Genomic DNA, 26,699 nt, shown 5'->3' with positions numbered 1-26,699 from the left:
ATGTCGCCGCCTTTCTTTAGTAAAACCCCTTCATCTTATGATGAAGGGGTTTTTTGTTTTGTAGTTTTATGAAAAAGCATGAGATATAAAGGATCAAGTTCAAAACCTGTGGATTAAGCAAAAAGATTGGATAATCTGAATAAGAAGAAATCCTTTAAGTAGTTGTTAGTACAATAATTCTTTCTTTGGTTAATATTTTGAGGGTTTTGGCTTCGTTCAAAAAAGGAATTTTTTCAGGCTAAATTTTGTGCTAATTTTTGTTTGGAAAAGTGAAATCTTAGTGTTTATAGGGTTTTTTTCGTTTTTTTAGGTGTATTTTGTAAATTTATTCTGTGTTTTTATGCAAATAAAGTGATGCTCAATTTTCTTAGGTAGACTATTTTAAGCGCTATAGTTTCTGTAGTAGATTAAGGTTTTGAAATAGTGGATCAATTTGGAAACTATATTATCATACCGCAAAATGATTTATTTCGAGAGCTACCACAAAACGAAGATGTAACCATGCGCATGGCTAAAAAATACGGACTGGACGTTCCTTTTCACGGCATGGTTTATGCTAAAGATGGCAGTTTGTCGTATTTTATAAAGCGTTTTGATCGCTACGGAAAAGGTAAAAAAATCGTTACAGAAGATTTTGCGCAGTTAACTGGAAATACAAGAGATACCAAATACCGCTTTACTATTGAAAAGATAGTAAATGTTATGGATGAGTTCTGCACATTTCCTGCTATCGAAAAAGCCGATTTTTTTAAAAGAGTTTTGTTTTGTTTCATCACTGGAAATGAAGACATGTATCTTAAAAACTTTTCATTAATCACGAAAGGAGGAAAAACGACATTGACACCCGTTTACGATTTTTTGAATTCCTCAATAGCTTTTAAAAACCCTGAAGAGGAAATGGCACTTACTTTAAATGAAAAGAAAAGTAATTTTAAAAAAGCAGATTTTATAAACTACTATGCTAAAGAGCGTTTAGGCCTTTCGGATAAAACTGTTGATTCGATTTTGGCAAATATGATTAAATGTCTTCCAGAATGGAAGGAGTTGATTGAAATTTCTTTTTGTCCGATGACATGAAAGAAAAATATCTGAAACTTTTAGGAGAGAGAATAAGTAGGTTTTAGCAACAGCAACATCACTAAATTTAATGATTGTTTAAGTGTGTTTTTATGATTATGTTTGAGAAAACTAATAAATCTCTTCGCTTCGGGATAGGTTATTACCTATGTTAATGAATGGGCAGGTGAGTGTGGGCGGTTATGAGGTTGAGGATCGCAAGTTGAGGATGGTTGCGGAGGAAGGAGAAAATTATAAAAAGTAAAATATGGAAATATTAAATAGAAGTGCTATTACAATTACACCAAAACAACCTTTTGTAGATTGGGCGAATGCGCTTGCTCCAGAATTTCCAATGAAAATAAGTGTACTAGGCGAATCACATACCTATCTCACCAATCCAGATTTTGAAGATGCCGAAAAACACTTAAAAAAATATTTCAAGCAAATTTTTATAGAAGAATTAGATAGTATTTGGACAGACGAACAGGATTGGCCACAAAAAAGAGATTTCAAAACCTTTTGCGAATGGTTTAGTTTTGAAATTTCTGATTGGGTACAAGATTTGAGTACTAAACCTCTCTTCGATGATGATCATTAAATAAAAAAAAGATGTCAAATCGCGAGGAATTACAGCAAATGCCTTTATACCAAAAAGCAGAGCAAATTTTAAAAATAACCATGGGATTAGTAGCAATTGTACCCGCTGAAAATGAGTTTTTACAGGAAACCACCGTGCGCTACATGATGGAAAATGCCTTGTTACTACTTGCTAAAATCGCGGGTGCACAAGGCATTGATTTGTACGATTTGAAAATGGAAAATGCAACGCTAATCCGCAAAGCTGCAAGAGAATTGTATGTGCAAGCCGGTAGTTTACGATTCGACGACTCAATTAAGGATAAAGATTATATCGAATTGCTACGAAATACAATCGAAGAATTTCGGTTGCTTTACATCGATTGGGTAGAAAATTTTGATCCATGGAATTACATCAAGGACGATTGGGGCTTGTTTAACCCTCCAGGAGTAAGCGCACATGATAAAGACCCAGATGAAGATATTCCCTTTGATCCCAATGATTTTTTTGGAGATGAGGAATAATCTTCTATGTATTTTACAGCTTAAGATCTGTGGCCTTGCAGTGAATAGCCTGCCCGTAAATCCTTGTCATTAATTTAAAACTTCATGAGCATTTATTCTTAGACAACGTTCGCTGCCTAAATAGAGCGGGTTGCCATGTTTTTCGGACCAAAAACCATCCAAAACATCTTTTGTAATGCATTGATAGACCGCAACACCTTTGTAGGTGACTTTGTCGTCTCCCTTGTACTTGAAGTTGATTACTAAAATATTGTTTTTGAAAAAACCAGAACCAGTTTGTATTTGCTCATCGTTTATCAACCAATGGGCTTGGATTCGATGGTGCTCGTCTAGCGATAGTGTCAAAACACCTTGGTAAGTAATAGCATTGTTTGCTTCCTGATTGCTTCCTGAAATGAAGTAGGTTCCGATGAGATCTTGTGGGGTCATTTATTTCCCAATACAAAAATTAGCAAAAATATTCCCCAACAATTCATCATTCGTAACCTGCCCAGTTATCAATCCGAATTGGTACAAAGCTTCCCGAATATCTAGAGCCATTAAATCACTGGATAAATTGGTTTCTAGCCCAAATTTTACTTTTTGTATTTCTTCTAAGGCTTTTAACAACGAATCATAGTGTCTTGTATTGGTAACTATCGTTTCGTTGTTGCGTAGCGCTCCAGTGTTCACAAACGAAAGCAATTGGTTTTTTAAATCCTCGATGCCTTCTTTGTTTTTGGCTGAAATTTTTAAAAGTTTAAGGTTTAATGTTTCAAGTTGATTGTTGATACTTACCATTTCATTTTCAGCTAACAAATCAATTTTATTTACGACAACGAGAATTGGTTTTAATGGGTATTTGTTTTTTACTTTTTCAATTTCGGTGATATAGTCAAAACCTGAAACTTTAAACTTTAAACCATCAAACAAAAAGATAACGACCTGTGCTTGCTCAATTTTTTCAAAAGTCTTTTGGATGCCAATGCTTTCAACATAATCTTTGGTCTCTCGAATACCAGCCGTGTCAATAAATCGGAAGCCAATACCGCCAATCACCAATTCGTCTTCGATGGTGTCACGCGTAGTTCCCGCAATTTCCGAAACGATAGCGCGTTCTTCGTTTAGTAAAGCATTCAATAAAGTCGATTTTCCCACATTGGGTTCGCCTACAATAGCCACTGGAATTCCGTTTTTGATTACATTTCCCACGGCAAAAGAATCAATAAGGCGTTTCAATACAAATTCAATTCGGTTGACCAATTCGTGAAATTGTGTTCTATCAGCAAATTCTACATCTTCTTCGGCAAAATCCAATTCGAGTTCGATAAGCGAGGCAAAATTTAATAGTTCTTCTCTTAATTTGGCAATTTCGTTCGAGAAACCTCCACGCATCTGCTGCATCGCAATTTGATGACTCGCTTCGTTGTCCGACGAAATCAAATCGGCAACGGCCTCGGCTTGGGACAAATCCAATTTTCCATTCAAAAAGGCTCTTAGCGTAAATTCACCCGCATCAGCCATTCTACAACCTTTACGCAACAGCAATTGAATAATTTGTTGCTGAATATAGGTTGAACCATGACAGGAAATTTCGATAGTATTTTCTCCCGTATAAGAATTTGGCCCTTTAAAAATAGAAACCAATACTTGATCCAATGTTTTCTCACCATCCACGATATGTCCCAAATGCAAAGTATGCGTTTTTTGGGCAGTCAAATCTTTGTTTTTGATCGAACGAAAAACAGAATTGCCAATTTTAATGGCATCTTGACCAGAAATACGAAGGATGGCAATGGCTCCAGCGCCCGAGGGAGTAGCTAAAGCAACTATAGAATCGTTTGGAATCATGGGAGGTGTCTATTTGCCTGCAAAAGTAAGCAAAAGTATTGGCTTTGCAATTTCCTTTTGCGAATCACAACTTGTTATCAAAGGATTATCTTATAGTTAAATATATGGTAAACTGACAAATATCAGTTGAATTGGATTAAACGTTTCTTAAATTTAAACAACATTTAAACGATAAATCTTAAAACTATAGTTACTATGAAAAAGATATTATTTCCAACGGATTTCTCAGAAGTGGCTACCAACGCTTTTGTTCATGCGTTGCATTTGGCTGATGTAGTCAATGGAGAATTAGTCCTATTGCACACTTTTCAACTCCCTATAGTAGATAGTCAGTTTACGCCTGACAATTACTATATGATATATGAATCGTTGCAATTGGCTGAATTTGATGCGTTCAAAGACGAAATTCCCAAACTGAGAGCGATAGCAGAAAAAGAAGGTTTGGAAAAAGTCAAAATCAGCCATCGTTTGATGGATGGAGATTTGGTTAGCAATATTAAAAAAGCAATCAAAGAAGAAAATATCAATTTTGTAGTCATGGGAACCGCCGGAGCTACGGGTTGGGAAACCTTTTTTGTTGGTACCAATACAGGCTCGGTTTTGTCAGCCGTTTCAGTACCTGTACTGAGCGTTCCGATCACAGCAGCGTATCAAAAAATAAAAACCATTGGTTTTACCACCAAGTTTAGAGAAAAAGATAAAAAAGCCTTAGAATTGGTTTGTAGCATTGCCAAAAAAACGAAAGCACAAGTAAAATGCTTGTACGTAAAAACCAATCAATCCGATGTGAAACCAGAAACCATCAAAGAATGGGAAACTCATTTCGCCAGCGAACCGGTTCAGTTTACGATTATTCCGCTAGAGGATGTGCAAGGCACCATTATTGATTTTGTGTCTCAAAAAAGCATCGATGTGTTGGCCATGGTGACCTACAAACGCAACTTTTTTGTCGAATTATTTAGTCCAAGTCTCACCCGAAAATTTTCAGATTATTCCGAGATTCCCATTTTGGCGCTACAAAGCGATACGCTTTAACCTAAAAAACAAACAAAAGTATAGTTAAGAGAAAGTATTTAAATTTGGGCGTGCCCCTCCCGATACTTCGACAAGCTCATTAGGTCGGGTCGGGCTTTACGTTCCCGCTTTTTTTTATCCCTTAAAAAAAAGGGATAAAAAAAGAGCTCCACTACAATCCCTCACGCATACCTCTACACGATTGATTACTATAATTCGAAGCTTTTTTTGCCACAAAGCCATAAAGATAAATCTATGTCAATCTGTGCAATCTGTGTCTGTTTTTTTTCACAGCGAAGCACACAAAGATTAATCTGTGTTAATCTGTGTAATCTGTGTCTGTTTTTTTCTTCTTCCATAAGTTTTGAAACACTTATATTTGCTTTTCACACTAAAGAATCCAATGGAAATTTACATACAAAAAAAAGCGCTTTATGAAGCTCAGGTAAAACAACTACAGCAACACTACAACCGAATCAGTCTTGGGCGTTTAGGGTCTGTTTTGGTATTGATTTTGGCTATTTATGGCTATCAAAAAAACAATAGCAGTAGTTGGGTCTATTTAGGTGCTTTAGCTGTTGCCGCTTTTTTTGTTTTAATGCGTTGGCATACTCGTGTGTCCTACCAAAAGAATATTGCTCAAGCTTTAGTTACCATAAATGCTGATGAAATTGATTTTCTTGAACGTAAAAACATCCCTTTTGAAGACGGCATCGAGTACAATGATTTTCATCATCCGTATGCTTATGATTTGGATATTTTCGGCCAACAGTCTTTATTCCAAAGTTTGAACCGCACAGGGACTTTCATGGGAAAACAAATCTTAGCCTCTCATTTGTTAAAAGTAAATTCGGCTACAGCAATTGAGGAAATTCAGGAAGCAACAAAAGAGTTAGGTGAAAAATTAGATTGGCGTCATACGTTTTTGTCTATCGCCAAAGTAAGTAAGGACAGTGAAGCGATTTATCAAAAGCTCTTGCGATGGAGTGTTTTCAATAGTGAGTCAGTGTCTAGATTTGCAGTAATTTTTGCTTATGTTTCGCCAGTTGTTTTAGTGGTTTTGGGTATAAGTTATGGATTGACCTCTAGTTTGGTTTTAGCTAAGTTTTTCGGATTCTTATTTATGGTCAATTTAGCAGTCGCAGGTATCTTTCTAAAACGGATTTTGTCTGAAACAGCGCATTCATCAGAAATCAATTCGATTGTCCATAATTACAGCTTGCTGATTGAAAAAATAGAAAATGAAAAGTTCAGCAGTTATAAAGCAAATCATTTGCAACAACAATTAGTTCATGAAAATAACAAAGTAAGTCTTCAGTTGAAGCAATTATCTGATTTGTTTTCAAAAATGGATAATACTAGTAATTTCTTGATAGCCATACTTTTTAATGGTTTCTTTTTGTACAATATTCACATTTTAAATGCCATTGTGAATTGGAAAAAAAATTACGCTATCAATCTGGAACAAAGCTTAGCTATAATTGGCGAATTTGAAATGCTCAATAGTTTGGCCAATTTTTCATTCAACAATCCTGATTTTGCTTTTCCAACATTAAATAATGAGCATAAATTTGCTTTTGAAAAGTTGAGTCATCCGTTATTGAACCCAGAAACTAGAGTAGGGAATACTGTTGCCTTTCAGCCGCAATCGTTCTTGATTTTGACTGGCTCCAACATGTCAGGCAAAAGTACTTTTTTGCGAAGTTTGGGAATCAATATGGTTTTGGCTGGAATGGGAGCGCCTGTTTGTGCCACCCAAGCGAATGTGCATCCTTTGCCGGTATTAGTATCGATGCGATTATCGGATTCGTTATCGGATAGTGAATCCTACTTTTTTGCCGAAATCAAGCGACTTAAGCAAATTATGGATGGATTGGACGAAAGTCCTGCCTTTGTTTTATTGGATGAAATTTTACGTGGTACGAATTCCGATGATAAGCGCAGTGGAACGATTGAGGTGGTCAAAAAAGTAATTGCAAAGCAGGCGATTGGAGCAATTGCGACCCACGATATTGAAGTGTGTTTGACTACCAATGAATTTCCTCAAATTTTAACCAATAAATGTTTCGAAGTCGAAATTAAAAATGACGAATTGCATTTCGATTACCAATTGCGAGAAGGCATTTGCCAAAACAAGAGTGCTACCTTTTTGATGAAAAAGATGGGTGTCATCTAGTCCTAAGTAGCAACGGATTTTAATCAGTTGACGTAGGAATGTTTCATTTTGTATAAACGGATTTTATTCCGTTGTTAAATAGTAATATTCATGACAAAAGTGCTAAAAAACAACAAAACTATTTCCGAAAATTACGCCCTCTTGGGCAAGTTGATTAATGAGCATTTAGATTTGTTTCCTGATAAGAAAAAAACTCTTGAAATTTGTCACACAGGAAAATTTCTAATGTTCTTTGATAACTTAACGATTCTTGAAGTTACTGAAAAACCAGACTTCATTCTATTTGATGGAAATAACCAAATAGGACTTGAACATCAAATAATTGTTGAATCAAAATCGAAAGAAAGAGAAGGTTTTTTTGAAAATATTTTTTCATTGGCCGAAATTGAATTGAAAGAAGATAGAGAATTACCAAACTTTCTTGCTAGCTGTTACATCGAACCTTACGCAAATTTTAAACTGAGCGAAAAAGAGTATTTAATTGAAACGGTGAAAAAGGTTGTTAAAGAATATGTCCTTAATAACAATTTCATTGAAAACCCACTAATTGAAAGTCTATTTATTCAACCTCATACACAGAAAAACATTTATGCAAATATGGGTGCTTGGTGGCAAAAAAATATTACTTTAGAAGCTATTGAAAATGCAATCAAAAAGAAAAATGCTAAAATTTCAACTTATAAAGAAATAGGAATAAATACTCAATGGTTATTGCTAGTAATAGGTAGCAGTGGAGATAGTTCATTTGAGATGGACAAAAACTTGAAATTGGAAATGGAAACAGAGTTTGATAAAGTTTTCGTTTTAGAAGATTTAAGAAACGTATTATATCAATTGAAATAAAATAAAATAAAATACTACTGGTAACAGCTACAACGGATTTTGGCAATTGGCTATTCAGCAACAAAGATTGCAGCGGAGAGCGGGACGATGTTTCTGGAAAATCCCCATTCTTTCTGCTCCAAAAAAAATCCGCAAAACTGGTTAGGAATTACGGATTCAAGAAATAGTATTGATTTTGGTTAGTTTAAAATAGTAGTGATTAGCTATTAAGCATAACCGGCATTACAAGCATGGTAACGGTTTCGCCTTCTTCTAAACCATCTACTGGGGTTAAAATCCCAGCGCGATTTGGTAAAGACATTTCAAGCATAATCATATCGGATTGAAGGTTGGTCAACATTTCGGTTAAGAATCGAGAGTTGTATCCAATTTGCATATCGTCTCCTTGATAATCACAAGTCAAACGCTCTTCTGCTTTGTTGGAGTAATCAATATCTTCAGCAGATACGTTTAATTCGGCACCAGCAATTTTCAAGCGAATTTGGTGTGTTGTTTTGTTAGAAAAAATGGCCACACGACGCACTGAACTTAAAAACAAAGTACGATCGATGATTAATTTGTTTGGGTTTTCTTTTGGAATAACCGCTTCGTAATTTGGGTATTTTCCGTCGATTAAACGACACATTAAAATGTAATTGTCAAAAGAGAAAGTGGCATTGCTATCATTGTATTCAATTTTTACTTCAGCATCCGATGTAGAAAGAATACTTTTTAAAATAGTCAATGGTTTTTTGGGCATTATAAAGTCTGCTACTTCAGAGGCGGTAACGTCTGTACGAGCATATTTTACTAGTTTATGGGCATCTGTTGCTACAAAGATCAATCCTTGTGGCGAGAACTGAAAAAATACTCCCGACATTACCGGACGTAAATCATCGTTACCCGCTGCAAAAATAGTTTTGCTTATGGCAGTTGCTAGAACATCAGCAGGAACAAGAGTTACTGAAGGTTCATCAAGACTAACAGCTTTAGGGAATTCATCACCAGGAGCATAAGCCAAGGCATATTTTCCAGAATTAGAACTAATTTCTATAGTGCTATTTTCTTCTACAGTAAACGTTAAAGGTTGTTCAGGAAACGTTTTTAAGATTTCTAAAAGTAATTTTGCTGGTACCGCAACACTTCCTTTGCTGGTGGAATCAATTGCTAAAGAGGCAGTCATGGTAGTTTCTAAATCAGAAGCTGAAACCATCAATTGGTTATTGTCTAATTCGAATAAAAAGTTGTCTAAAATAGGTAAAGTATTGCTACTATTGATTACACTACCTAAAACTTGCAATTGTTTTAATAAGTACGAACTCGATACTATAAATTTCATCTGTATTGTTTTATTTTTTTCTTTGGATTCTATAATTACTAGGGTAGAATACCTGATTACAAATATATCTTAAACTAGTTTATATTTTTATTTTTTTTATTAACACTTAACGGGCATATTTGCGCTTGCGAAGATAGGTAAATAGTACCCCGAAAACGACTAAAATTAGAATTGGAAGCCCGATAGTTAAGACTTGGATGGAGCTGTAATTGGTATAAACTTTTTCTTTATCCAATAACGGGAGATCTAAATCTTTGCTTCTAATGTTAATAAGTCCGCTATCATCTAATAAGTAATTTACACTATTCATCAGAAAATCTTTGTTATCATAGAGATTTCCTGAGCGTTGATCGTAGCCAAGCTCTACAGGAAGTTGGTTTTTATCCAGTTGGTTGCGAAGGATATCGCCATCTGATATGACAATCATTTTGGTTGGCTTGCTAGTGGATTGAAAATTAGCTTGCTCAAAAGCTTTTATTCTATTCTCGAAAGCAGAATGAAAAGAACCTTCCAATAAAACGGCCATCGGAATTCCGCCTGTATTTGGATAATCAGCAGGGCTTGTGGTTTCAGAAACTATAGACAAGTGTATTGCTGTTGGGGTTCCTATTCGCTTAGAATAAGGAGAGGATTGTAACAAAATCGTCTTTTTGATTCCATTTTTTAAAGTGTCTATGGCATTGGCAAAATCAAATTTGATGCCGCCTAAGTTTTTTACAATAGGATGCTTGCTCGTTGGAGTAACCAATGGTGCGTATTTCCAATTGAATTGTTGAAAACGAGTGGCGCTACCAGGTTCTCCAGAAGCCAATTGGATTGGACTTCCCTGCTCGTCTTTTACCAAATCTGGGTTAACACGGATACCGTATTTAAAGAATAAATCATTTACATTCAAGTCTCTTGGGTAGGCAAGACTCGCTCCTGACGGATTGTAAAGGCTATCCATTTCTGCAACGACCTGATCGACTAACCAAATCGTTTTTCCGCCATTCATAAGGTACTGATCTAAAACTTGTTTTTCGCTTTCGCTAAAAGCTTCAGTAGGTTTAGCGATAACAGCTAAATCATAATCTTTTAATGACGCTAAACTCCCTAAAGGATTTTTTGCTACTGAGTCAAGCGTAAAGGGCGCAATAAAATAACTCTCTCTAACCTGTAACAAAAACTTAGCAATAAAAGCTTCTTTTAGCTCTCCATTTCCTTTGATGATGGCAACTTTTTTCTGTTTGGCCTTCGTGATTTTATTAAAAGCATCTGAAAAGGAATATTCTAAATGCTGCACCGAACCAATTACTTTTTGAGTAGTAGAGGTTCCCATTTGGTTTTTAAGCAAGGGAATCGGAACCTCCTTGTTGTCATAAGTGGCAATTGCCCAAGGAAAAACTAAGGCTTGGGATTGCTTTCCTTTGTCATCTACAGTAATGTTAATAGGGGTTAATCCTTTTTTGTACAAATCTTTAATCAGATCCATACTCTCTTCTTGATTTTCCATCGGATCAACAAATTCAAACACAATATTGCTATTGTAGGCCTGAAATTCTTCCAAAATTTGTTTGGTTTCTTGCTGTAAACGCTTGAATTCTGAGGGTAAATCTCCTTGCATGTACACTTTTACAGCTAATGGATTCTTAACTTCTTTTAGAATGTGTAATGAAGTTGCAGAAAGTGTATATCTTTTGTCTTTGGTCAAATCAAAACGGTAAAAGAAAAATGAGCCTATTATTTGTAAAGCCAGTAATACTGCAAAAATATAGAGGAGCTGAGTAAGATTATTTTTTTTAGAGGTCTTCATTACGCTTTAAAAGATTTTAAGTTAAAAACAGTAAAGGATAAAAATAAAATAGTTAGGCTAACAAAATAAAGAATGTCTCGAGTATCCAAAACGCCTCGACTCATACTTTTAAAGTGATCTTGCATACCCAAAACTGTGATATATGAACTCCATCCATTAAAAACACTGGCCAAACCATCAAAACCAAAGTAAAACACAAAACACAAAAATACGGCGATGATAAACGCTACAATTTGGTTTTCAGAAAGTGTAGATGTAAAAATGCCAATTGAGGTATAACCACCAATCAAAAAAAGTAGTCCAAAATAGGAACCAATGGTACTTCCCATATCAATGTTGCCTTCAGGGAATCCTAAACTCGAGATAATATAAACATAAAGTAAAGTGGGTAAAATAGCGAGTACAATCAAAAGTACCGCTCCAAAAAATTTACCGCTTGCAATTTCCCAAATACTCAAAGGTTTGGTCAATAATAATTCTAAGGTACCTTGTTTCTTTTCATCCGAAAAACTACGCATAGTTACTGCTGGAATTAAGAAAAGTAGAATCCATGGAGCCAAAGTAAAAAAAGGAGTCATGTCTGCAAAGCCCGAATTGAGAATGTTATAATCTCCTTCAAATACCCAAAGGAACAAGCCATTGATGAGTAAAAACAAGGCAATGACCAAATAGCCCACAGGGGAGCCAAAAAAAGATTTTATTTCTCTAATTACGATTGATTTCATGTTTTAAATTTTTATTTCAATTGTTTAACGGTGTAATCGTTTATTGATGCTAGTTTAAACGAGAAAATTTATGCTAAACTTACCAGTTTATCTACACTCCAAGCTTCAGGTTTGGCATTGAATAGTTTCTTGGTAAACGTCCAAACGTCATTAAATAAAGCAGATTGTCTATAGTTTTCTAAATCAGCTTCTGTTTCCCAATAACTGTAAGTGAAAAACACATTTTCATCGGATTTGTCTTGATATAATTCTAATAAACGATTCCCTGGCGCATTCCGAATTTGATCTTTCATTACATCAAAATTGGCCAAAAAAGCCGCTCGGTGTTCTGGATGAAAACTCAATTTTACGATTCGTACAAACATGTAAATTTTTTATATTAAATTTTAATGATTTCTGTGGGGCTGTTTTTATGAAAATTTGATGGTAATGGTGTCTCTATAATTTAAACCCAATAAACTATGCGCTGATCCTACCTTTGAAGGGTTACTGCGATAAATAGCAATTTCTAAATACCCAGCTTCGTTGAAAAGTGCCAGTTTTTCTCCTTCGTAATACTTCATAGGATATTTATCTGAAACAGCTATTGCCGAATAATTTGAGACGATTGTTTTGATGCTTTTGGTTTTTAAAACAATCTCGAAATTTCGTCCTTTGGCAGCTTCTGTGAATTGAGTTTTGGTAATATTGGTCACCACATTGCCAAAATGATCGATGTACATTACAGAACCTGATAATTGATTCCCTTGATCGTTCAAGGTGACTTGCATTTCGGTTACTTCTTTAATGGATTGTATCTCTTTTCCAATCACATTAAGTAGTCCACCGTTAGCCAAATGACAGGCAACTTGAACAAATACATCCAAATCTGATGCGCCATGATGCAAACGGTCATGGATATTGATAGCAACCATTTTTTGTGGTACTATTTTTTGACACAGCATACTCAAAATACCATTATCGGCGGCAATGAAGTAATGGTCGTTCCACTGGATGGCAATATGTTGATTCTCTTTGTTTAATTCAATATCTACCCCAATTAGATGAACGGTTCCTTTAGGGAAACTGGCATAAGCAGCACTTAAAATATAACTGGCTTCAACGATATTGAATGGATCAATTTCGTGAGATAAATCGATGATAGTTGCGTTGGGATTTGTCGATACTATCTTACCTTTAAGAGCGCCTACAAAGTAGTCTTTTAAGCCGTAATCGGTAGTAAGAGTAATTATTGACATAATTTTGTTTATAACTATTTCAGACAATTTAAAGCTAATTTGCTTAAATTTGAGATATGCAAAGCTACTAATTTCAGCTATTATTTTTTAATTAAATACTACTCCATTTTGAACGAAAGAACCATTGAGTTAAACGACATCGCTCCGAAAGAGTTTTGGGGCGCTCAAGATACTCATCTTGAAATGATTAAAAAGTATTATCCCAAGCTAAAAATAGTGGCTCGTGGGTCTACTTTGAAAGCTTTTGGGGAAAAAGAAGTTCTGGATGAATTTGAAAAACAGTTCCAGCGCCTCATGTTACATTTTACCAGATATAATACTATCGACTTGAATGTAATTGAAAGAGTGATTATGAACGACGCTCAGGACAATCGAAAAATGGCTGATTACGACAAAATTCTAGTACATGGAGTAGGAGGCAAGATTATCAAAGCCATGACGCCAAACCAGCAATTGTTGGTAGATACCTTAAATAAAAACGATATGGTATTTGCAGTTGGTCCTGCAGGAACAGGAAAAACCTATACAGGTGTGGCTATGGCAGTAAAGGCCTTAAAAGAAAAACAAGTCAAAAAAATTATATTGACACGACCTGCCGTAGAAGCAGGTGAAAATTTAGGTTTTTTGCCAGGGGATATGAAGGAAAAGCTGGATCCGTACATGCAACCTTTATATGATGCACTTCGAGATATGTTGCCTAATGAAAAATTAGAGGACTATATCACTAAAGGAATCATTCAAATTGCCCCATTAGCATTCATGAGAGGGAGAACCTTAGATCACGCTTTTGTTATTTTGGATGAAGCACAAAACACCACACATTCACAAATGAAGATGTTTCTAACACGTATGGGAAAATGTGCCAAGTTCATGATTACAGGAGATCCAGGACAAGTTGATTTACCTAGAAGAACCATTTCAGGACTTAAAGAAGCTTTATTGGTTTTGAAAGATATAGAAGGCATTGGAATCATCTATTTGGATGACAAAGATATCGTTCGTCATCGTTTGGTTAAAAAAGTAATCGATGCCTACAAGCAGATTGAAAACAATGATTATTAGCTTTTAAATTTAGTTAAACAAGCGAAAAGAATTTGCCAGTTTTAAGCGATTCTTTTCGCTTTGTTATTTATTCAGAAAAAAGAAAGAAGAGGGATTTATAATGAAGGATATGCGCTCAAACATCAAAGTAATCGTTTCTGATCTAGACGGAACATTACTCAATTCAAATCATGAAATTACAGCCGAAACCAAAGCGGTTTTTAATCAATTGCATCAAAATGGATATCTAATTATCATCGCTACTGGCAGACACCACCTCGATGCAAAGGCAATTATTAAAGGATTAAACATTCCAGTATACCTTGTTACTTCAAATGGCGCAAGAATTCACGCTCCAAATAATGAACTTTTATTCTCATTTGATATTAAAAGCGAAATTATAGCCTCTGTTTTCGCATTGGATATTGATCCCACCATTACTACTGTACTTTTTAAAGAAGAAGTTTGGTTAACTTCTAAAACTAATAAAAAAATCAACAGCTTTCAGAGGGATTTGTCCTATCCTCCAGAAGTGGTTGATTTCAATAGTTTAAAAGATTACAGTGCAATAAAGTTATTTTTTACTCATGACAGCCATGAAGTGTTACAAGACTTGAAAAATCAAATTTTGGAGCATCATTCGGAGTATTTTAGTCACGCCTTTAGTTTGCCTTTTTGCCTAGAATTTATGGATAAGTCTGTAGACAAAAGCGTAGCGATTGAAACCATATTAAAAAAAGAAGGTTTTTCATTTGAAAACGCTATTGCTTTTGGAGACGGTTTTAATGATGAAAAAATGCTAGACACTGTAGCAAAAGGGTTGATCATGCAAAATGCTCCAGATACTTTAAAAGACAAATTACAACACTTAGAAGTAATAGCCTCTAATAATGACAATGCCGTAGCCACTTACCTTGCTCAAAATATTTTGTAGAAAAAAATCAAATAATTTAACTAGTAACAAATTTTTTATCACATGGAAAAACTTATTAATAATTGCAAAAATAATTTAATTGCAGGAGTTTTATTTTTATTGCCTTTATATGTTTTAATGATAATCGTTCAAAAAACTTTTGGTTTCTTTGCTAAGTTTGGTAACGGAATGGCCAAGTTTTTAGGCTTGGATACTATTTTAGGTAAAAACATGGCTAATGTTTTTGGCGTTCTTTTTCTTTTTTCTTTTCTGATTATTTGCGGTTTTTTGGTACGATTGAGCTTCTTTAAACGTATTAGTGATTCAATTGATGAAAAGTTGAAAATTTACCTGCCAGGATATGAAAAACACAAAGAAATGGCTAAGCAAAAGTTAATAAATGAAGATAAAAATGAAGAAACGCCGATAATACCTGAAAAAATACCTGTTTTGTTTCAATTTAATGGAAGTTGGATCCCAGCATTTTTAAAAGAAAAGAATGATAATGGGGAGGTAATTGTATACTTTTCGAATGCTAATGCCATTTCAGAAACCGGTTTTTGTCTCACTTCAATAGAAAACATTAGAATATTAGATGCTGTTACCGAAGCAGAATTTATCAAGTCGATTGATGCCAACGGCGAAGGATTTTTAGAATTAATTAAAAATAAATAACAAATGATCAAAAAAAAATGGCCCCTTTTTTTACTATTCACTGCTTTTATCGGTTATAGCCAATCTTTAAAATTAGAAGAAATCATGAAAGGAAATGATTTCATCGGTTGGCAACCCGAAAATCCTCGTTGGTCTTTAGACGGGCAAAAAGTGTTTTTTGAATGGAATCCGAACAAAGAATGGGGAGCAAGTACGTATTTCTGGCAAAAAGGAGCAACAGCACCAAAACTAGCAACACCAGAAGAAGCTGCTTTTTCTCGATATAACATCAAAATCAACAAGAGTGGTACTATTGGATATTATAGCAATAAAGGCGCTATTTTTTCCTATGCGATAAAAGATAAAGTGACCAAAAAACTATATGCTAGTACTGCTTCTATTACTAATCTAGAACTAGGAAATAGGGAAGGGGTTTTGTTTTTTGAACAAAATGATAATTTGATGCAGTTTGATACCAAAGCAGGAACATTACTTCAGATGACTAACTTCAAAAAAGGAACTTCAAAACCTAAAAAGGAAGAAGAAAAATCATTTTTAAAAACACAACAAACCGAATTATTTCAATTTATTAGAGATCAAGAAGCCAAAAAGAAATGGAATGCAGATCGAGCCAAGGCGATTAAATCTGATTTTCCTAAAGAATATTGGTACGGCGAAGATGAATTGGGAGCTTTCAAAATGAGTCCCGATGGAAGGTTTGCGACTTTTAGATTGACACAAGAAGCAAAAAATAAAAGTGAAAAAATGGAAGTTTTTATCACTGCTGATGGGTACAACCAATCGCCAGATACCAAAGAGAAAGTATCTGTCAAAAACTTAGTCAATTCGAAAATGGGAATTTATAATGTAGCCAAAGACACGGTATATATGATTAATTTTTCAAAATTATCGCACATCAGCGAGCAACCAGAATATTATGCTTTGTATGATAATTTAAAAAAGAAAGAGAAAGAAGACAAATTAATTGTTGCGCAAGATCCAGTTTACAACGAAACGGGAACTTATGCTGTGGTAGAAATTAGAAGTCAAGACAATAAAGATCGTTGGTTGGTAAATCTTAATTTAGCAAACGGAACTTTCGAAGAAATTGAGCATCAACATGACGTGGCTTGGATTGGTGGACCTGGCATTCCTTCTTATTCATTTGGCTCTGGGAATTTAGGCTTCTTGTATGATAATGAAACTATTTACTTTCAATCAGAAGCTACAGGTTTTTCTCATTTATATACCTATAATTTAAAAACAAAAAAGAAAACGCAATTGACTAGCGGTAAATGGGAAGTTCGTGACGTAACCTTATCAAAAGATAAAAAAACATTTTACCTATCAACCAATACCACGCATCCTGGAAATCGTGAGTTTTATAAATTAAATGTTAATGATACAGCTCTACAACCAATATTGACTGCCGATGGAGCTCATGAAGTTAGCATGTCACCTGATGAAGCTAATTTATTGGTTCGTTATTCTTATAAAGACAAACCATGGGAATTGTATGTAGCTTCTAATGTTAAAAACGCAAAGCTTAGTCCTATTACAAGTTCTACTTCCGAAGCTTTCAAAAGCTACAAATGGAGAAAGCCAGAAGTGATTACCTATAAAGCAAAAGACGGAACGACCGTTTACGCAAGATTGTACCAACCTGAAGTGGCTAAAACAAACAAGGCCGCAGTAATTTTTGTTCATGGCGCTGGCTATTTACAAAACGCACACAACTATTGGAGTAACTATCATAGAGAATATATGTTTCATAATTTGTTAACCGATTTAGGTTACACCGTTTTGGATATTGATTATAGAGGTAGTGATGGGTATGGAAGAGACGTAAGAACAGGAATTTATCGTTTCATGGGAGGAAAAGACCTTTCGGATCACGTGGATGGAAAAAAAGTATTGGTAGATAAATACGGAATTGATCCTAATAGAGTTGGGATTTATGGCGGATCCTATGGAGGTTTTATTACTTTGATGGCGATGTTAACGACTCCAAAAGAGTTTGCTTCGGGAGCAGCACTGCGTTCGGTAACGGATTGGGCACATTATAATCATGGCTATACCGGTAATATTTTAAATTTCCCCGAAACGGATCCTATCGCTTTTCAAAAAAGTTCCCCAATTTATTACGCCGATAAATTGGAAGGCAATTTATTGATGTTACACGGAATGGTAGATGACAATGTAGAATATAAAGATATTGTTCGTATTTCACAACGATTTATCGAATTAGGAAAGAAAAACTGGAGTTTAGCTTCGTTCCCTGTGGAAGCTCATGGTTTTAGAGAGACCTATTCATGGGTAGATGAATACAGCAGAATTCTACAATTGTTCGAATCGACTATCGGGAAAAAAGATACCAAGTAAATTATACCAACGCTTTTCTTTGCTTGCTCCTAGAAATAGTTTTAAATTTGCGTTCTTAAAAAAAACACACAACATACAACACAATGAGTACAACGATTACGACTACCAATTTTAATTTTCCGAATCAAAAATCCGTGTATCGCGGTAAAGTTCGTGAGGTTTACAACATCAATGACGATCTATTAGTGATGGTCGCTACCGATAGACTATCAGCTTTTGATGTAGTTTTGCCAAAGGGCATTCCTTACAAAGGGCAAATTCTAAATCAAATTGCTACCAAGTTTATGGAATTGACTCAGGATATTGTACCTAATTGGTTAGTAGCTACGCCAGATCCAAGTGTGGCAGTGGGTCATTTGTGTACACCTTTCAAAGTAGAAATGGTGATTCGTGGGTATCTTTCAGGACATGCAGCTCGTGAATATGCTGCTGGTAAAAGAACTCTTTGCGGAGTAACAATGACAGAAGGCCTAAAGGAAAATGATAAATTTCCGGAGCCAATTATTACACCTACTACCAAAGCGGATAACGGAGAACACGATGCTGACATTTCGAGAGAAGCTATTTTATCAAACGGTATCGTAACCGAGGAAGATTATGTAGTACTCGAAAAGTACACTCGTGATTTGTTCCAAAGAGGTACTGAAATTGCTGCAAGCCGTGGTTTGATTTTGGTAGATACTAAATATGAATTTGGTAAAACCAAAGAAGGACAAATCGTTTTAATTGATGAAATTCATACCCCAGATTCTTCTCGCTATTTTTACTCAGAAGGATATCAAGAGCGTCAGGATAAAGGAGAAGAGCAAAAACAATTGTCAAAAGAGTTTGTGCGTCGTTGGTTGATTGAAAATGGATTTCAAGGCAAAGAAGGACAACAAATTCCTGAAATGACAGAGGAGTATATTGCATCAGTTTCTGATCGTTACATCGAATTGTACGAAAACATTATTGGTGAAAAGTTTGTAAAAGCTGATATTTCAAATATTAATGAACGCATTGAAAACAATGTTTTAAATTATTTAAAACAATAAGTACGACGTAATACTATTTATGCAGGCCCCATGCTTTTGAAGCATGGGGCTTTTTTTATTCTTTGATTTTATTAAAGCTCACGTTTTCAAAGGGTTTGTGATTTTGTATTGTTAATTATATGTTAAATATAAGTACTATGCAAAACAAGATACTGTTTAAAAGATATATATTTGCATAGAATATTATTATTTAAAACAAAAAATCAAAAAACTAAAAAAATAAAAATCATGAAAGCATCAATCATTTACACAGTAGCAGTATCAGTAGTTTTAATTTCAACTTTAGAAATTCGTTTAGATAAAAATAATTTTGGTAAAATTGGAAGTAGAAGAGCAATCAAAATCAATCCTATTTTGAAACAAAATGAAAACCAAAAAGCAACAGTAGATTTTACAAAAGTTCAATTGGCTAAAACAAATTTTGATGGCAAAAAGGAAACTCCATTAGTTTTAGTAAAACCAGAACTTGTTTTAGAAGAAACCCCAGTGGTTTTAGCATTGGCTTCATCAACCCAAAAAAGTATTTCTTTTGAAAGTGCCATAATTGAAGAAATAGAAAAAGACGAAACTAGCGCTTTAGATTTTAACCAAATCAATATTTTATCAAATACGGAAGAGGCTATTGAAATACCCTTTAAATCAAACAAAGAGTATACTTTTGGATCTAGAAATCAAGAATATGAAACAATAGGAGAGGTAGACCAAAATGAAACTAACGCTTTAGATTTTAATTGGATCAATACCTTAACAATGTATGATGAAGCTATTGTTTCGCCTTTTTCTAACCTTGAAAGCAATACATTGGATTTTAATGTAATAGGAGAGGATGATGCATTATCCGAACAGCCTTTGGACTTTAACTGGATTGAAACCTTGCAAATGTTTGATGAACCTATCGTTACTCCATTGCAAATGTTAACCAAATTTTAGTAAAATGAAAGTTTCTATTTTTTATGTAATGTAACAATAACGATTCTATAACGTCTATTGGAATAGAGTATTCTACTTTTGAAATGCAGTATATATCAAGTTATTAAGTGTAAAGTTAAATATTGGTTAATAAATAGTACCTTGTAATACATATAAATAAAAAATGAATACATTTGAATAGAATTTAAATCATTAAATAATAAAAAAAAATCATCAATCAAAAATCACAATCACCATGAAAAAATCAATCATTTGTTTAGGATTAGTCGTAGTACTATCAAGTTTTACTACAAAAGTGGAAGCAGCAAACGTTAAATCATTGGCTAAATTAGAAGTTATGACTCCTGTTTATGGAGAAGCAACGCCTTTGCATGTTGCCATTTATAAAGGAGATTTGGAATTTATCAAAAAATTAATTGACTTTGGAGCTGATGTTAATGAAAAATCATATGGTTTAACACCTTTAATGATTGCAGCACGCTACAACAAAGTTGAAATCATGAAATTGCTAATTGCCAAAGGAGCAAAAGTGGAAGAAAAAACAAGTTTTGGTGCCGATGCTTTGAAATATGCTCAATTATCGAATGCTAAAGAAGCCTATGTTTTTCTTCAATTGAATAAAGAAAATGCCTTAGCTCAGCGTTAATAGCATCAATCATCAATCAAAAAAGAAGCGGTCTCCTCGAGGCCGCTTCTTTGCGTTTACTTATAATCTATAGTTTTAACCGATTACACTTGCAACCAGAAAAAGGACGATTAAAACAATAACTACTACTTTTAAGTATTTTGAATTTCTCATGATGTATTTTTTAAGATTCCAAAAATATAGATTCTTTTTGTTATTTAGCTCTCCTACTGTTTTTTTTAACGAATCGGAATTGGAAAAACAGGTAAACTTGCATGTCCTAAAGTATCTACTGACTGCACAGCAAAGAAATAATTGTCCTTTGAATAGGGGATTTCTATTTTGTTTTCTTTTGTGAAAACTGCTTTTTGCCAATGGGAAGCACTCGTTTCTCTTATTAAAATGGTGTATCCAAAAACGGGTTTTCCTTGTGGAGCTTGCCAAACTAGTACGGATGAATTGGTTAGTTCTTTAACTTCAATTCCGACGTTTTCTGGTGCTTTTGGTGACCAAGCTAAATTGCTGAAAGTAGATAAATTAGAGCAGGTTACTTTACGCATGTATTCAAAGTCCATGAACTCAGGTAAATCGCCATATTGAATGTTGTTTTCTTTACGAACGTTTTGATGTTGATGGTCATAGTTCTCATTCATTTCACAAAAACGAATCGCTGTAAATCCATTTTGGCTAAAAGGAGTGTGGTCACCACCTCTTAAAAAGCGGTCATTTCTATACACCAATTGAATGTCTAATTGAGGGACATATTGTTGGGTTACTGTTTTGATATAACGAGCCAACTGTCGGGACGGACTATCATTGTCGCGATTGGTTGCTTTTCTCATTTTGGCTTCGGCCTCCGTTTCGGTATAAGGAATCGTTTCGCTAAATACGCGCACTTGGGTATTATCGCGCAGTTGGGTACCGCTTGATAAACTATTGCCAATCATATCATTATTGAGCATGGCGATTAGGTTCCATTTTTGTTCTTTGGCTATGTCGGCCAAATGTTTTGCTCCATACAACCCTTGTTCTTCACCCACTACGGTTGCAAAAATGAGGGTAAACGGAAATTCCCTTTGACTCATGATTCTGGCCAATTCCATCACACAAGCTACTCCAGAACCATCATCATTGGCTCCTGGCGCATCCGATTTGGCATCCATTACATCAGAAGCACGAGAATCCAAGTGCCCACTAATTATTAATACACGATTATCGGTTGGGTCAGTTCCTTTTAGGGTTGCCATTACATTGCCTAGTTCGCTATCCACAGCGATTCGTTTGCCATCGGCCTTGATGGTGAAATAGTCAATTTTAGAGGTCAATCGTCCATTAGAAGCTAATGCATATTTGTCAAATTCTGATTTTACCCAGCGCTGAGCAGCACCTATTCCGCGTGTGTTACTTTTAGTGTCACTTAAAGTATGACGCGTACCAAAAGAAACTAATTTTTTTACAATGGCTTCAAGATTTTCTGTTTTGACTTCAGATACCATTTTGGAAATTTCTGGGTCGGAAGTTGTGATTTGAGAGTGTAAATTTGGAGCTACAAGAAGTAGTAAAAAGAGTTTAAAAATTACGGTTGGTTTCATTGGAGTTAGTTTGATTTCTTCAAATTTAAACAAATAAAAAATTTTTTGCTCTTTTGATGTTGAGATTAACACTTGTACAATGATGCGCTTCACAAGATACATCGAAGAATCTCAACGCTTAGCTCTAGAATAAAGCAAAGTCTTTGTACCTTTGCGCCATAGAAAATAGAAGATAATGATTCAGATAGGAAAATACAATACCCTAACCATTTTAAGAGATACCAAAGTAGGTTTGTTTTTAGGCAACCCTGAGCAAGACCCAGAAGGAATACACGATATTCTATTGCCTAACAAATATGTTCCAAACGAATTTGAAATTGGTGAGGAATTGATAGTTTTTGTGTATTTAGACCACGAACAACGACCTGTTGCTACCACTTTAGCGCCTTATATTTTATTGAATGAATTTGCTTTACTAAGAGTAAATTACATCAACCAAGTAGGTGCTTTTATGGATTGGGGAATGGAAAAAGATATTTTGGTTCCTTTCAAAGAGCAAGCACGTCCTATGGAAAAAGGAAAACGCTATTTGGTGTATTTGTATATGGATGAAAAAACGAATCGTTTGGTCGCTTCTAGCAAAACCAATCAGTTTTTGAGTAATGATGTGCTTACAGTTGAAAAAGGAGAAGAAGTAGATTTAATCGTTTCGCATATTACCGAAATTGGGATTAACGTAATCATCAACGAAAAGCATAAAGGATTACTCTACAAAGATGAAGTGTACGATGATGCTATTCGAACTGGGGATAGAATGAGAGGCTACATCAAAAATATTCGTCCTGATAATAAGATTGATGTTTCGTTGCAAATTCAAGGGTATCAAAATATTGAACCCAATGCTGAAAAGATTTTAAATGAATTGAGAGCAAGTCGTGGTTTCTTGCGATTGAATGACAATTCACATCCTGAAGACATAAAAACGGTATTGAAGATGAGTAAAAAAACATTCAAAAAAGCCATTGGTGCATTGTACAGAGATAAAGTAATTGAGATTAAAGAAGACGGAATTTATTTGATTCAAGAATAATTCTAACAGCATAAAACAAAAAAAAGGCTAATCGATGTACGGTTAGCCTTTTCTCTTTTGATGACAAGATTGTCTTCAAAAAGGATACATTCTTAAGGTCTTTGTATCACCTGAAAAACAACAGTTTTTGACGTAAATTAACTGCTTATAATAGATTAACTTAAGTGTAAAATACCTATTGAATGTTTTGTCTTTAAATGGAATTTTCGATTGGTTCAGAATACTAGAATTAACCTTGCAATAAAACCATTAGTCTGTTATATATATTGTAACGATTCGATTTCAGTTAAACTCCTTATTTCTTTTAGGCAACCAAATTGAAAACGCTTATTGTTGACTGTAGGTGCTACTATTATGTTCTAAAATACTTTGCAAACAAATCATCCATTTGCCCAATTGTTTTTGAAGTAGATTTTATCATTCTTTCCGAAAAAAATTGAGCGACATTTTTTTTAACTAATTTCAAAAGCTTTCATTTTTTAAGGTTAATAATTCAGTGAAAAAATCCGCGCTAACCTAAGCTCAAAAAAAAAGAAGTACAAAGCTGATTAGCAATAATTAAAAGTACATATTTTTTTAGTACGTGTTTGTTAAAAAACTGAATTTCTGACCAATTTTAACACTTCAAAAAGATTCGTCAGATTAGGATTATCAAAGCTTATTCAATAAGAATAGTTTAAAATAGAAAAATGCTTTATTTTTACACTAAAAATTTAAAATTGTAACTAATGGAATGGATTACCGCTAGAGAATTTGAAGATATCACGTATAAAAAATGCAATGGTGTAGCCAGAATTGCATTCAACAGACCCAATGTTCGTAACGCTTTCAGACCCAAAACAACTTCCGAATTATACCAAGCTTTTTATGATGCTCAAGAAGATACTTCTATTGGAGTAGTCTTGTTATCTGCCGAAGGTCCTTCTACTAAAGATGGGGTGTATTCGTTTTGCAGTGGTGGTGACCAAAATGCAAGAGGACATCAAGGCTATGTGGGAGATGATGGTCAACATCGTTTGAACATTCTAGAAGTACAACGTCTTATTCGTTTTATGCCAAAAGTTGTCATTGCAGTAGTGCCAGGATGGGCTGTTGGCGGTGGACACAGTTTGCACGTAGTTTGCGATATGACTTTAGCTAGTAAAGAACACGCTATTTTCAAACAAACAGATGCCGATGTAACTAGTTTTGATGGTGGTTATGGTTCAGCGTACTTGGCTAAAATGGTAGGTCAGAAAAAAGCCCGTGAGATATTCTTTCTAGGTCGTAATTATTCTGCTCAGGAAGCTTTTGAAATGGGAATGGTCAATGCTGTGATTCCTCACGACGAATTAGAAGAAACGGCTTATCAATGGGCACAAGAGGTATTGGCAAAATCACCAATGGCTATCAAAATGCTAAAATTTGCTATGAATCTAACGGATGATGGAATGGTTGGGCAACAAGTCTTTGCTGGCGAGGCCACTCGTTTAGCCTATATGACCGAAGAAGCAAAAGAAGGTAGAAATGCATTCCTAGAAAAACGCAAACCTAATTTCGAAAAGAAATGGCTGCCTTAAAAGTTTATAGTTGTTCAATGGTTTAAATTTGTTTGAAATAGTTTAAGGTTTTTTAAAATTGTTTAATAGAGAACATTTTATATTATTTTTTAAACCTTTAAACAACTTTAAACCTTGTAAACTATCTTAAACTTTTAAACATTTTAAAAACAAAAAATAAGAAATGAAACACTGGATTCAAGCCGCACGATTAAGAACTTTACCATTATCCGTATCGGGAATAATTGTGGGGAGTATGTATGCCTTAGCGCATCCAACAGATTATGTTTTAACGCCTACCGAAGTATTCAATTGGTCTATTTTAGGCTTTGCTTTGCTTACCACTTTGGGGCTGCAAGTATTGTCAAACTTTGCCAACGATTATGGAGATGGCGTAAAAGGCACCGATAACGAAGATAGAGTAGGGCCAAAACGAGCTATTCAAAGTGGAGTGATTTCTGCGCCAGCGATGAAGCGTGCCATAATCATCACTTCTATACTTACGCTTTTATCAGCCATTACATTAATTTATATTGCTTTTGGAGACACCAATTTTGTGTATTCGTTGTTCTATTTAGTACTTGGAGTTTTGGCTATTGCCTCAGCTATCAAATATACAGTCGGGACATCTGCTTATGGATATCGCGGATACGGAGACGTTTTTGTGTTTGTATTCTTTGGTTTGGTAAGTACGCTTGGGGTTAACTTTTTGTATTCTAAACAATTGGATTTCGATTTGTTTTTGCCTGCCATTGGTATCGGATTGTTGAGTGTTGCAGTACTTAACTTAAATAATATGCGAGACGAAGCCTCGGATAGAAAATCTGGAAAGAATACAATCGTGGTACAAATGGGCGGCGAAAAAGCCAAAAAATACCATTATGTTCTAATTATCACTGCAATGGTGGTGTTTGTTGTCTTTGCTTTACTCAATAATTTTAATATCGATCAATACTTGTTTTTAGTAGCCTATTACCCTTTGGTTAAACATTTGGATACGGTGAAAAAAAACACCAACCCTAAAGAATTAGATCCTGAGTTGAAAAAAGTAGCCTTAAGTACGTTTTTACTTTCTGTGCTTTTTTCATTGTGTATGATTTATTTCTTTTCAGACGTTATTGTGAATACTTTTATGGGTGGCCGATAAAAGGCTTCTTTCAATCTTTCAATTTTTAATTATTAAATTATGAAAATTACATTCTACGGACACGCTTGTATCGGAATTGAAGTGGCAGGAAAACATATTTTGGTAGATCCATTTATCACTGGAAACCCAAAAGCTAGCCATATAAATATAAATGAACTAAAAGCAGATTACATTTTGATTACCCACGCTCATTTTGACCATATACAAGATGTCGAGGCTATTGCTAAACGTACGGACGCTGTGATTGTCTCTAATTGGGAAATTGCCAATTACTATGGTACTAAAGAACTAAAATTCCATCCGATGAATCACGGCGGAAGCTGGACTTTCGATTTCGGAAAAGTAAAATATGTGGCAGCGGTTCACTCAAGCGCCTTCCCAGACGGAACTTATGGTGGCAATCCTGGTGGATTTGTAATCGAAGGCGAACACAAAAACATCTACATCTCTGGCGATACGGCGCTAACGATGGATATGAAATTAATCCCAATGCGCACCAAACTAGATTTGGCGATTTTCCCAATTGGTGATTGCTTCACGATGGATATAGAAGACGCCATTATTGCTTCGGATTTTGTAGAATGTGATAAAGTCTTAGGTTGTCATTTTGATACTTTTGGTTTCATCGAAATCAATCACGAACAAGCCATCAAGAAGTTTTTCGACAAAGGAAAAGACCTGATGCTTTTATCCATTGGCGAGTCGATAGAATTGTAG

Annotated in this window: 25 protein-coding genes; 17 read left to right on the top strand and 8 right to left on the bottom strand. The window is 34.8% G+C overall.

All coding sequences use genetic code 11. From position 1 onward, the window contains the following. Positions 1-423: 423 nt before the first annotated feature. From FLB_RS01450 to FLB_RS01440, 3 genes are all read left to right on the top strand, one after another. A complete protein-coding gene (locus FLB_RS01450; RefSeq protein ID WP_231891026.1) occupies positions 424-1,077 on the top strand; it encodes a HipA domain-containing protein in 654 nt (217 codons plus the stop codon). A 247-nt stretch (positions 1,078-1,324) separates the two neighbouring features. Further along, complete coding sequence (locus FLB_RS01445; protein ID WP_064714191.1) at positions 1,325-1,657, top strand: hypothetical protein; 333 nt, start codon at positions 1,325-1,327, stop codon at positions 1,655-1,657. A gap of 11 nt (positions 1,658-1,668) precedes the next feature. After that, the gene (locus tag FLB_RS01440; RefSeq protein ID WP_064714190.1) at positions 1,669-2,160 is read left to right on the top strand and encodes a hypothetical protein; all 492 of its coding nucleotides are present in this window, start codon (positions 1,669-1,671) and stop codon (positions 2,158-2,160) included. A gap of 69 nt (positions 2,161-2,229) precedes the next feature. Here FLB_RS01440 and FLB_RS01435 read toward each other — a convergent pair whose 3' ends face one another. Together FLB_RS01435 and mnmE are read right to left on the bottom strand one after the other, a co-directional pair. Next, positions 2,230-2,589, bottom strand: coding sequence for a hypothetical protein (locus tag FLB_RS01435; protein ID WP_064714189.1), 360 nt, complete (start codon positions 2,587-2,589; stop codon positions 2,230-2,232). Next, complete coding sequence (mnmE, locus tag FLB_RS01430) at positions 2,590-3,990, bottom strand: tRNA uridine-5-carboxymethylaminomethyl(34) synthesis GTPase MnmE (RefSeq protein WP_064714188.1); 1,401 nt, start codon at positions 3,988-3,990, stop codon at positions 2,590-2,592. Between the two features lie 195 nt (positions 3,991-4,185). On the opposite strand from mnmE, the gene FLB_RS01425 reads away from it, so the two are divergent. The 3 genes from FLB_RS01425 to FLB_RS01415 all read left to right on the top strand — a co-directional run bounded on the left by FLB_RS01425 (position 4,186) and on the right by FLB_RS01415 (position 8,023). Then, positions 4,186-5,025 carry a universal stress protein gene (locus FLB_RS01425; protein WP_064714187.1) on the top strand — a complete coding sequence of 280 codons (840 nt, stop codon included), beginning with the start codon at positions 4,186-4,188 and terminating at the stop codon, positions 5,023-5,025. 382 nt (positions 5,026-5,407) lie between these two features. Next, complete coding sequence (locus FLB_RS01420; protein WP_064714186.1) at positions 5,408-7,180, top strand: MutS-related protein; 1,773 nt, start codon at positions 5,408-5,410, stop codon at positions 7,178-7,180. A 90-nt stretch (positions 7,181-7,270) separates the two neighbouring features. Next, on the top strand, positions 7,271-8,023 hold the full coding sequence (locus tag FLB_RS01415; protein WP_064714185.1) for a hypothetical protein: 753 nt from the start codon (positions 7,271-7,273) through the stop codon (positions 8,021-8,023). Between the two features lie 199 nt (positions 8,024-8,222). On the opposite strand, the gene dnaN is transcribed toward FLB_RS01415, so the two are convergent. The 5 genes from dnaN to FLB_RS01390 form a co-directional block, all read right to left on the bottom strand. Beyond that, the gene (gene dnaN / locus FLB_RS01410) at positions 8,223-9,341 is read right to left on the bottom strand and encodes a DNA polymerase III subunit beta (RefSeq protein WP_064714184.1); all 1,119 of its coding nucleotides are present in this window, start codon (positions 9,339-9,341) and stop codon (positions 8,223-8,225) included. A 106-nt stretch (positions 9,342-9,447) separates the two neighbouring features. Next, complete coding sequence (gldG, locus tag FLB_RS01405) at positions 9,448-11,133, bottom strand: gliding motility-associated ABC transporter substrate-binding protein GldG (RefSeq protein ID WP_064714183.1); 1,686 nt, start codon at positions 11,131-11,133, stop codon at positions 9,448-9,450. Next, entirely contained in the window at positions 11,133-11,858 is a 726-nt protein-coding gene (gldF, locus tag FLB_RS01400) for a gliding motility-associated ABC transporter permease subunit GldF (protein ID WP_064714182.1), read from the bottom strand. The genes gldG and gldF overlap by 1 nt, the downstream gene beginning before the upstream one ends. 68 nt (positions 11,859-11,926) lie before the next feature. Next, on the bottom strand, positions 11,927-12,223 hold the full coding sequence (locus tag FLB_RS01395) for a putative quinol monooxygenase (protein WP_064714181.1): 297 nt from the start codon (positions 12,221-12,223) through the stop codon (positions 11,927-11,929). 45 nt (positions 12,224-12,268) lie between these two features. Continuing rightward, complete coding sequence (locus FLB_RS01390; RefSeq protein ID WP_064714180.1) at positions 12,269-13,096, bottom strand: S-adenosyl-l-methionine hydroxide adenosyltransferase family protein; 828 nt, start codon at positions 13,094-13,096, stop codon at positions 12,269-12,271. A 108-nt stretch (positions 13,097-13,204) separates the two neighbouring features. Between FLB_RS01390 and FLB_RS01385 the strand changes: the two genes are divergently transcribed. The 7 genes from FLB_RS01385 (at position 13,205) to FLB_RS01355 (ending at position 20,696) form a co-directional block, all read left to right on the top strand. Beyond that, a complete protein-coding gene (locus FLB_RS01385; protein WP_064714194.1) occupies positions 13,205-14,158 on the top strand; it encodes a PhoH family protein in 954 nt (317 codons plus the stop codon). Between the two features lie 109 nt (positions 14,159-14,267). Continuing rightward, a complete protein-coding gene (locus FLB_RS01380) occupies positions 14,268-15,071 on the top strand; it encodes a Cof-type HAD-IIB family hydrolase (protein WP_317038976.1) in 804 nt (267 codons plus the stop codon). A gap of 42 nt (positions 15,072-15,113) precedes the next feature. Beyond that, on the top strand, positions 15,114-15,725 hold the full coding sequence (locus FLB_RS01375; RefSeq protein WP_064714178.1) for a hypothetical protein: 612 nt from the start codon (positions 15,114-15,116) through the stop codon (positions 15,723-15,725). A 3-nt stretch (positions 15,726-15,728) separates the two neighbouring features. After that, positions 15,729-18,086, top strand: coding sequence for a S9 family peptidase (locus FLB_RS01370; protein WP_064714177.1), 2,358 nt, complete (start codon positions 15,729-15,731; stop codon positions 18,084-18,086). Between the two features lie 83 nt (positions 18,087-18,169). Beyond that, positions 18,170-19,120: a phosphoribosylaminoimidazolesuccinocarboxamide synthase gene (locus tag FLB_RS01365; RefSeq protein ID WP_064714176.1), complete on the top strand. Its 951-nt coding sequence runs from the start codon at positions 18,170-18,172 to the stop codon at positions 19,118-19,120. Between the two features lie 228 nt (positions 19,121-19,348). Further along, positions 19,349-20,050, top strand: coding sequence for a hypothetical protein (locus FLB_RS01360; RefSeq protein ID WP_064714175.1), 702 nt, complete (start codon positions 19,349-19,351; stop codon positions 20,048-20,050). A gap of 235 nt (positions 20,051-20,285) precedes the next feature. Further along, entirely contained in the window at positions 20,286-20,696 is a 411-nt protein-coding gene (locus tag FLB_RS01355) for an ankyrin repeat domain-containing protein (RefSeq protein WP_064714174.1), read from the top strand. A gap of 218 nt (positions 20,697-20,914) precedes the next feature. On the opposite strand, the gene FLB_RS01350 is transcribed toward FLB_RS01355, so the two are convergent. Continuing rightward, positions 20,915-22,267, bottom strand: a complete 1,353-nt coding sequence (locus FLB_RS01350) for a M28 family metallopeptidase (protein ID WP_064714193.1) — start codon at positions 22,265-22,267, stop codon at positions 20,915-20,917. 175 nt (positions 22,268-22,442) lie between these two features. Between FLB_RS01350 and FLB_RS01345 the strand changes: the two genes are divergently transcribed. From FLB_RS01345 to FLB_RS01330, 4 genes are all read left to right on the top strand, one after another. Continuing rightward, positions 22,443-23,297, top strand: coding sequence for a S1 RNA-binding domain-containing protein (locus FLB_RS01345; RefSeq protein WP_064714173.1), 855 nt, complete (start codon positions 22,443-22,445; stop codon positions 23,295-23,297). A 728-nt stretch (positions 23,298-24,025) separates the two neighbouring features. After that, positions 24,026-24,856 carry a 1,4-dihydroxy-2-naphthoyl-CoA synthase gene (locus FLB_RS01340; RefSeq protein WP_024982521.1) on the top strand — a complete coding sequence of 277 codons (831 nt, stop codon included), beginning with the start codon at positions 24,026-24,028 and terminating at the stop codon, positions 24,854-24,856. Between the two features lie 163 nt (positions 24,857-25,019). Continuing rightward, positions 25,020-25,982, top strand: coding sequence for a 1,4-dihydroxy-2-naphthoate octaprenyltransferase (gene menA / locus FLB_RS01335; protein ID WP_064714172.1), 963 nt, complete (start codon positions 25,020-25,022; stop codon positions 25,980-25,982). A 39-nt stretch (positions 25,983-26,021) separates the two neighbouring features. Beyond that, entirely contained in the window at positions 26,022-26,699 is a 678-nt protein-coding gene (locus FLB_RS01330; protein WP_064714171.1) for a metal-dependent hydrolase, read from the top strand.

The sequence above is a fragment of the Flavobacterium succinicans genome (assembly GCF_001662485.1).
Taxonomy (GTDB): domain Bacteria; phylum Bacteroidota; class Bacteroidia; order Flavobacteriales; family Flavobacteriaceae; genus Flavobacterium; species Flavobacterium succinicans_A.
The sequence above is the reverse complement of the archived record's forward strand: the minus strand, read 5'-3'. Positions and strand labels throughout refer to the sequence as shown.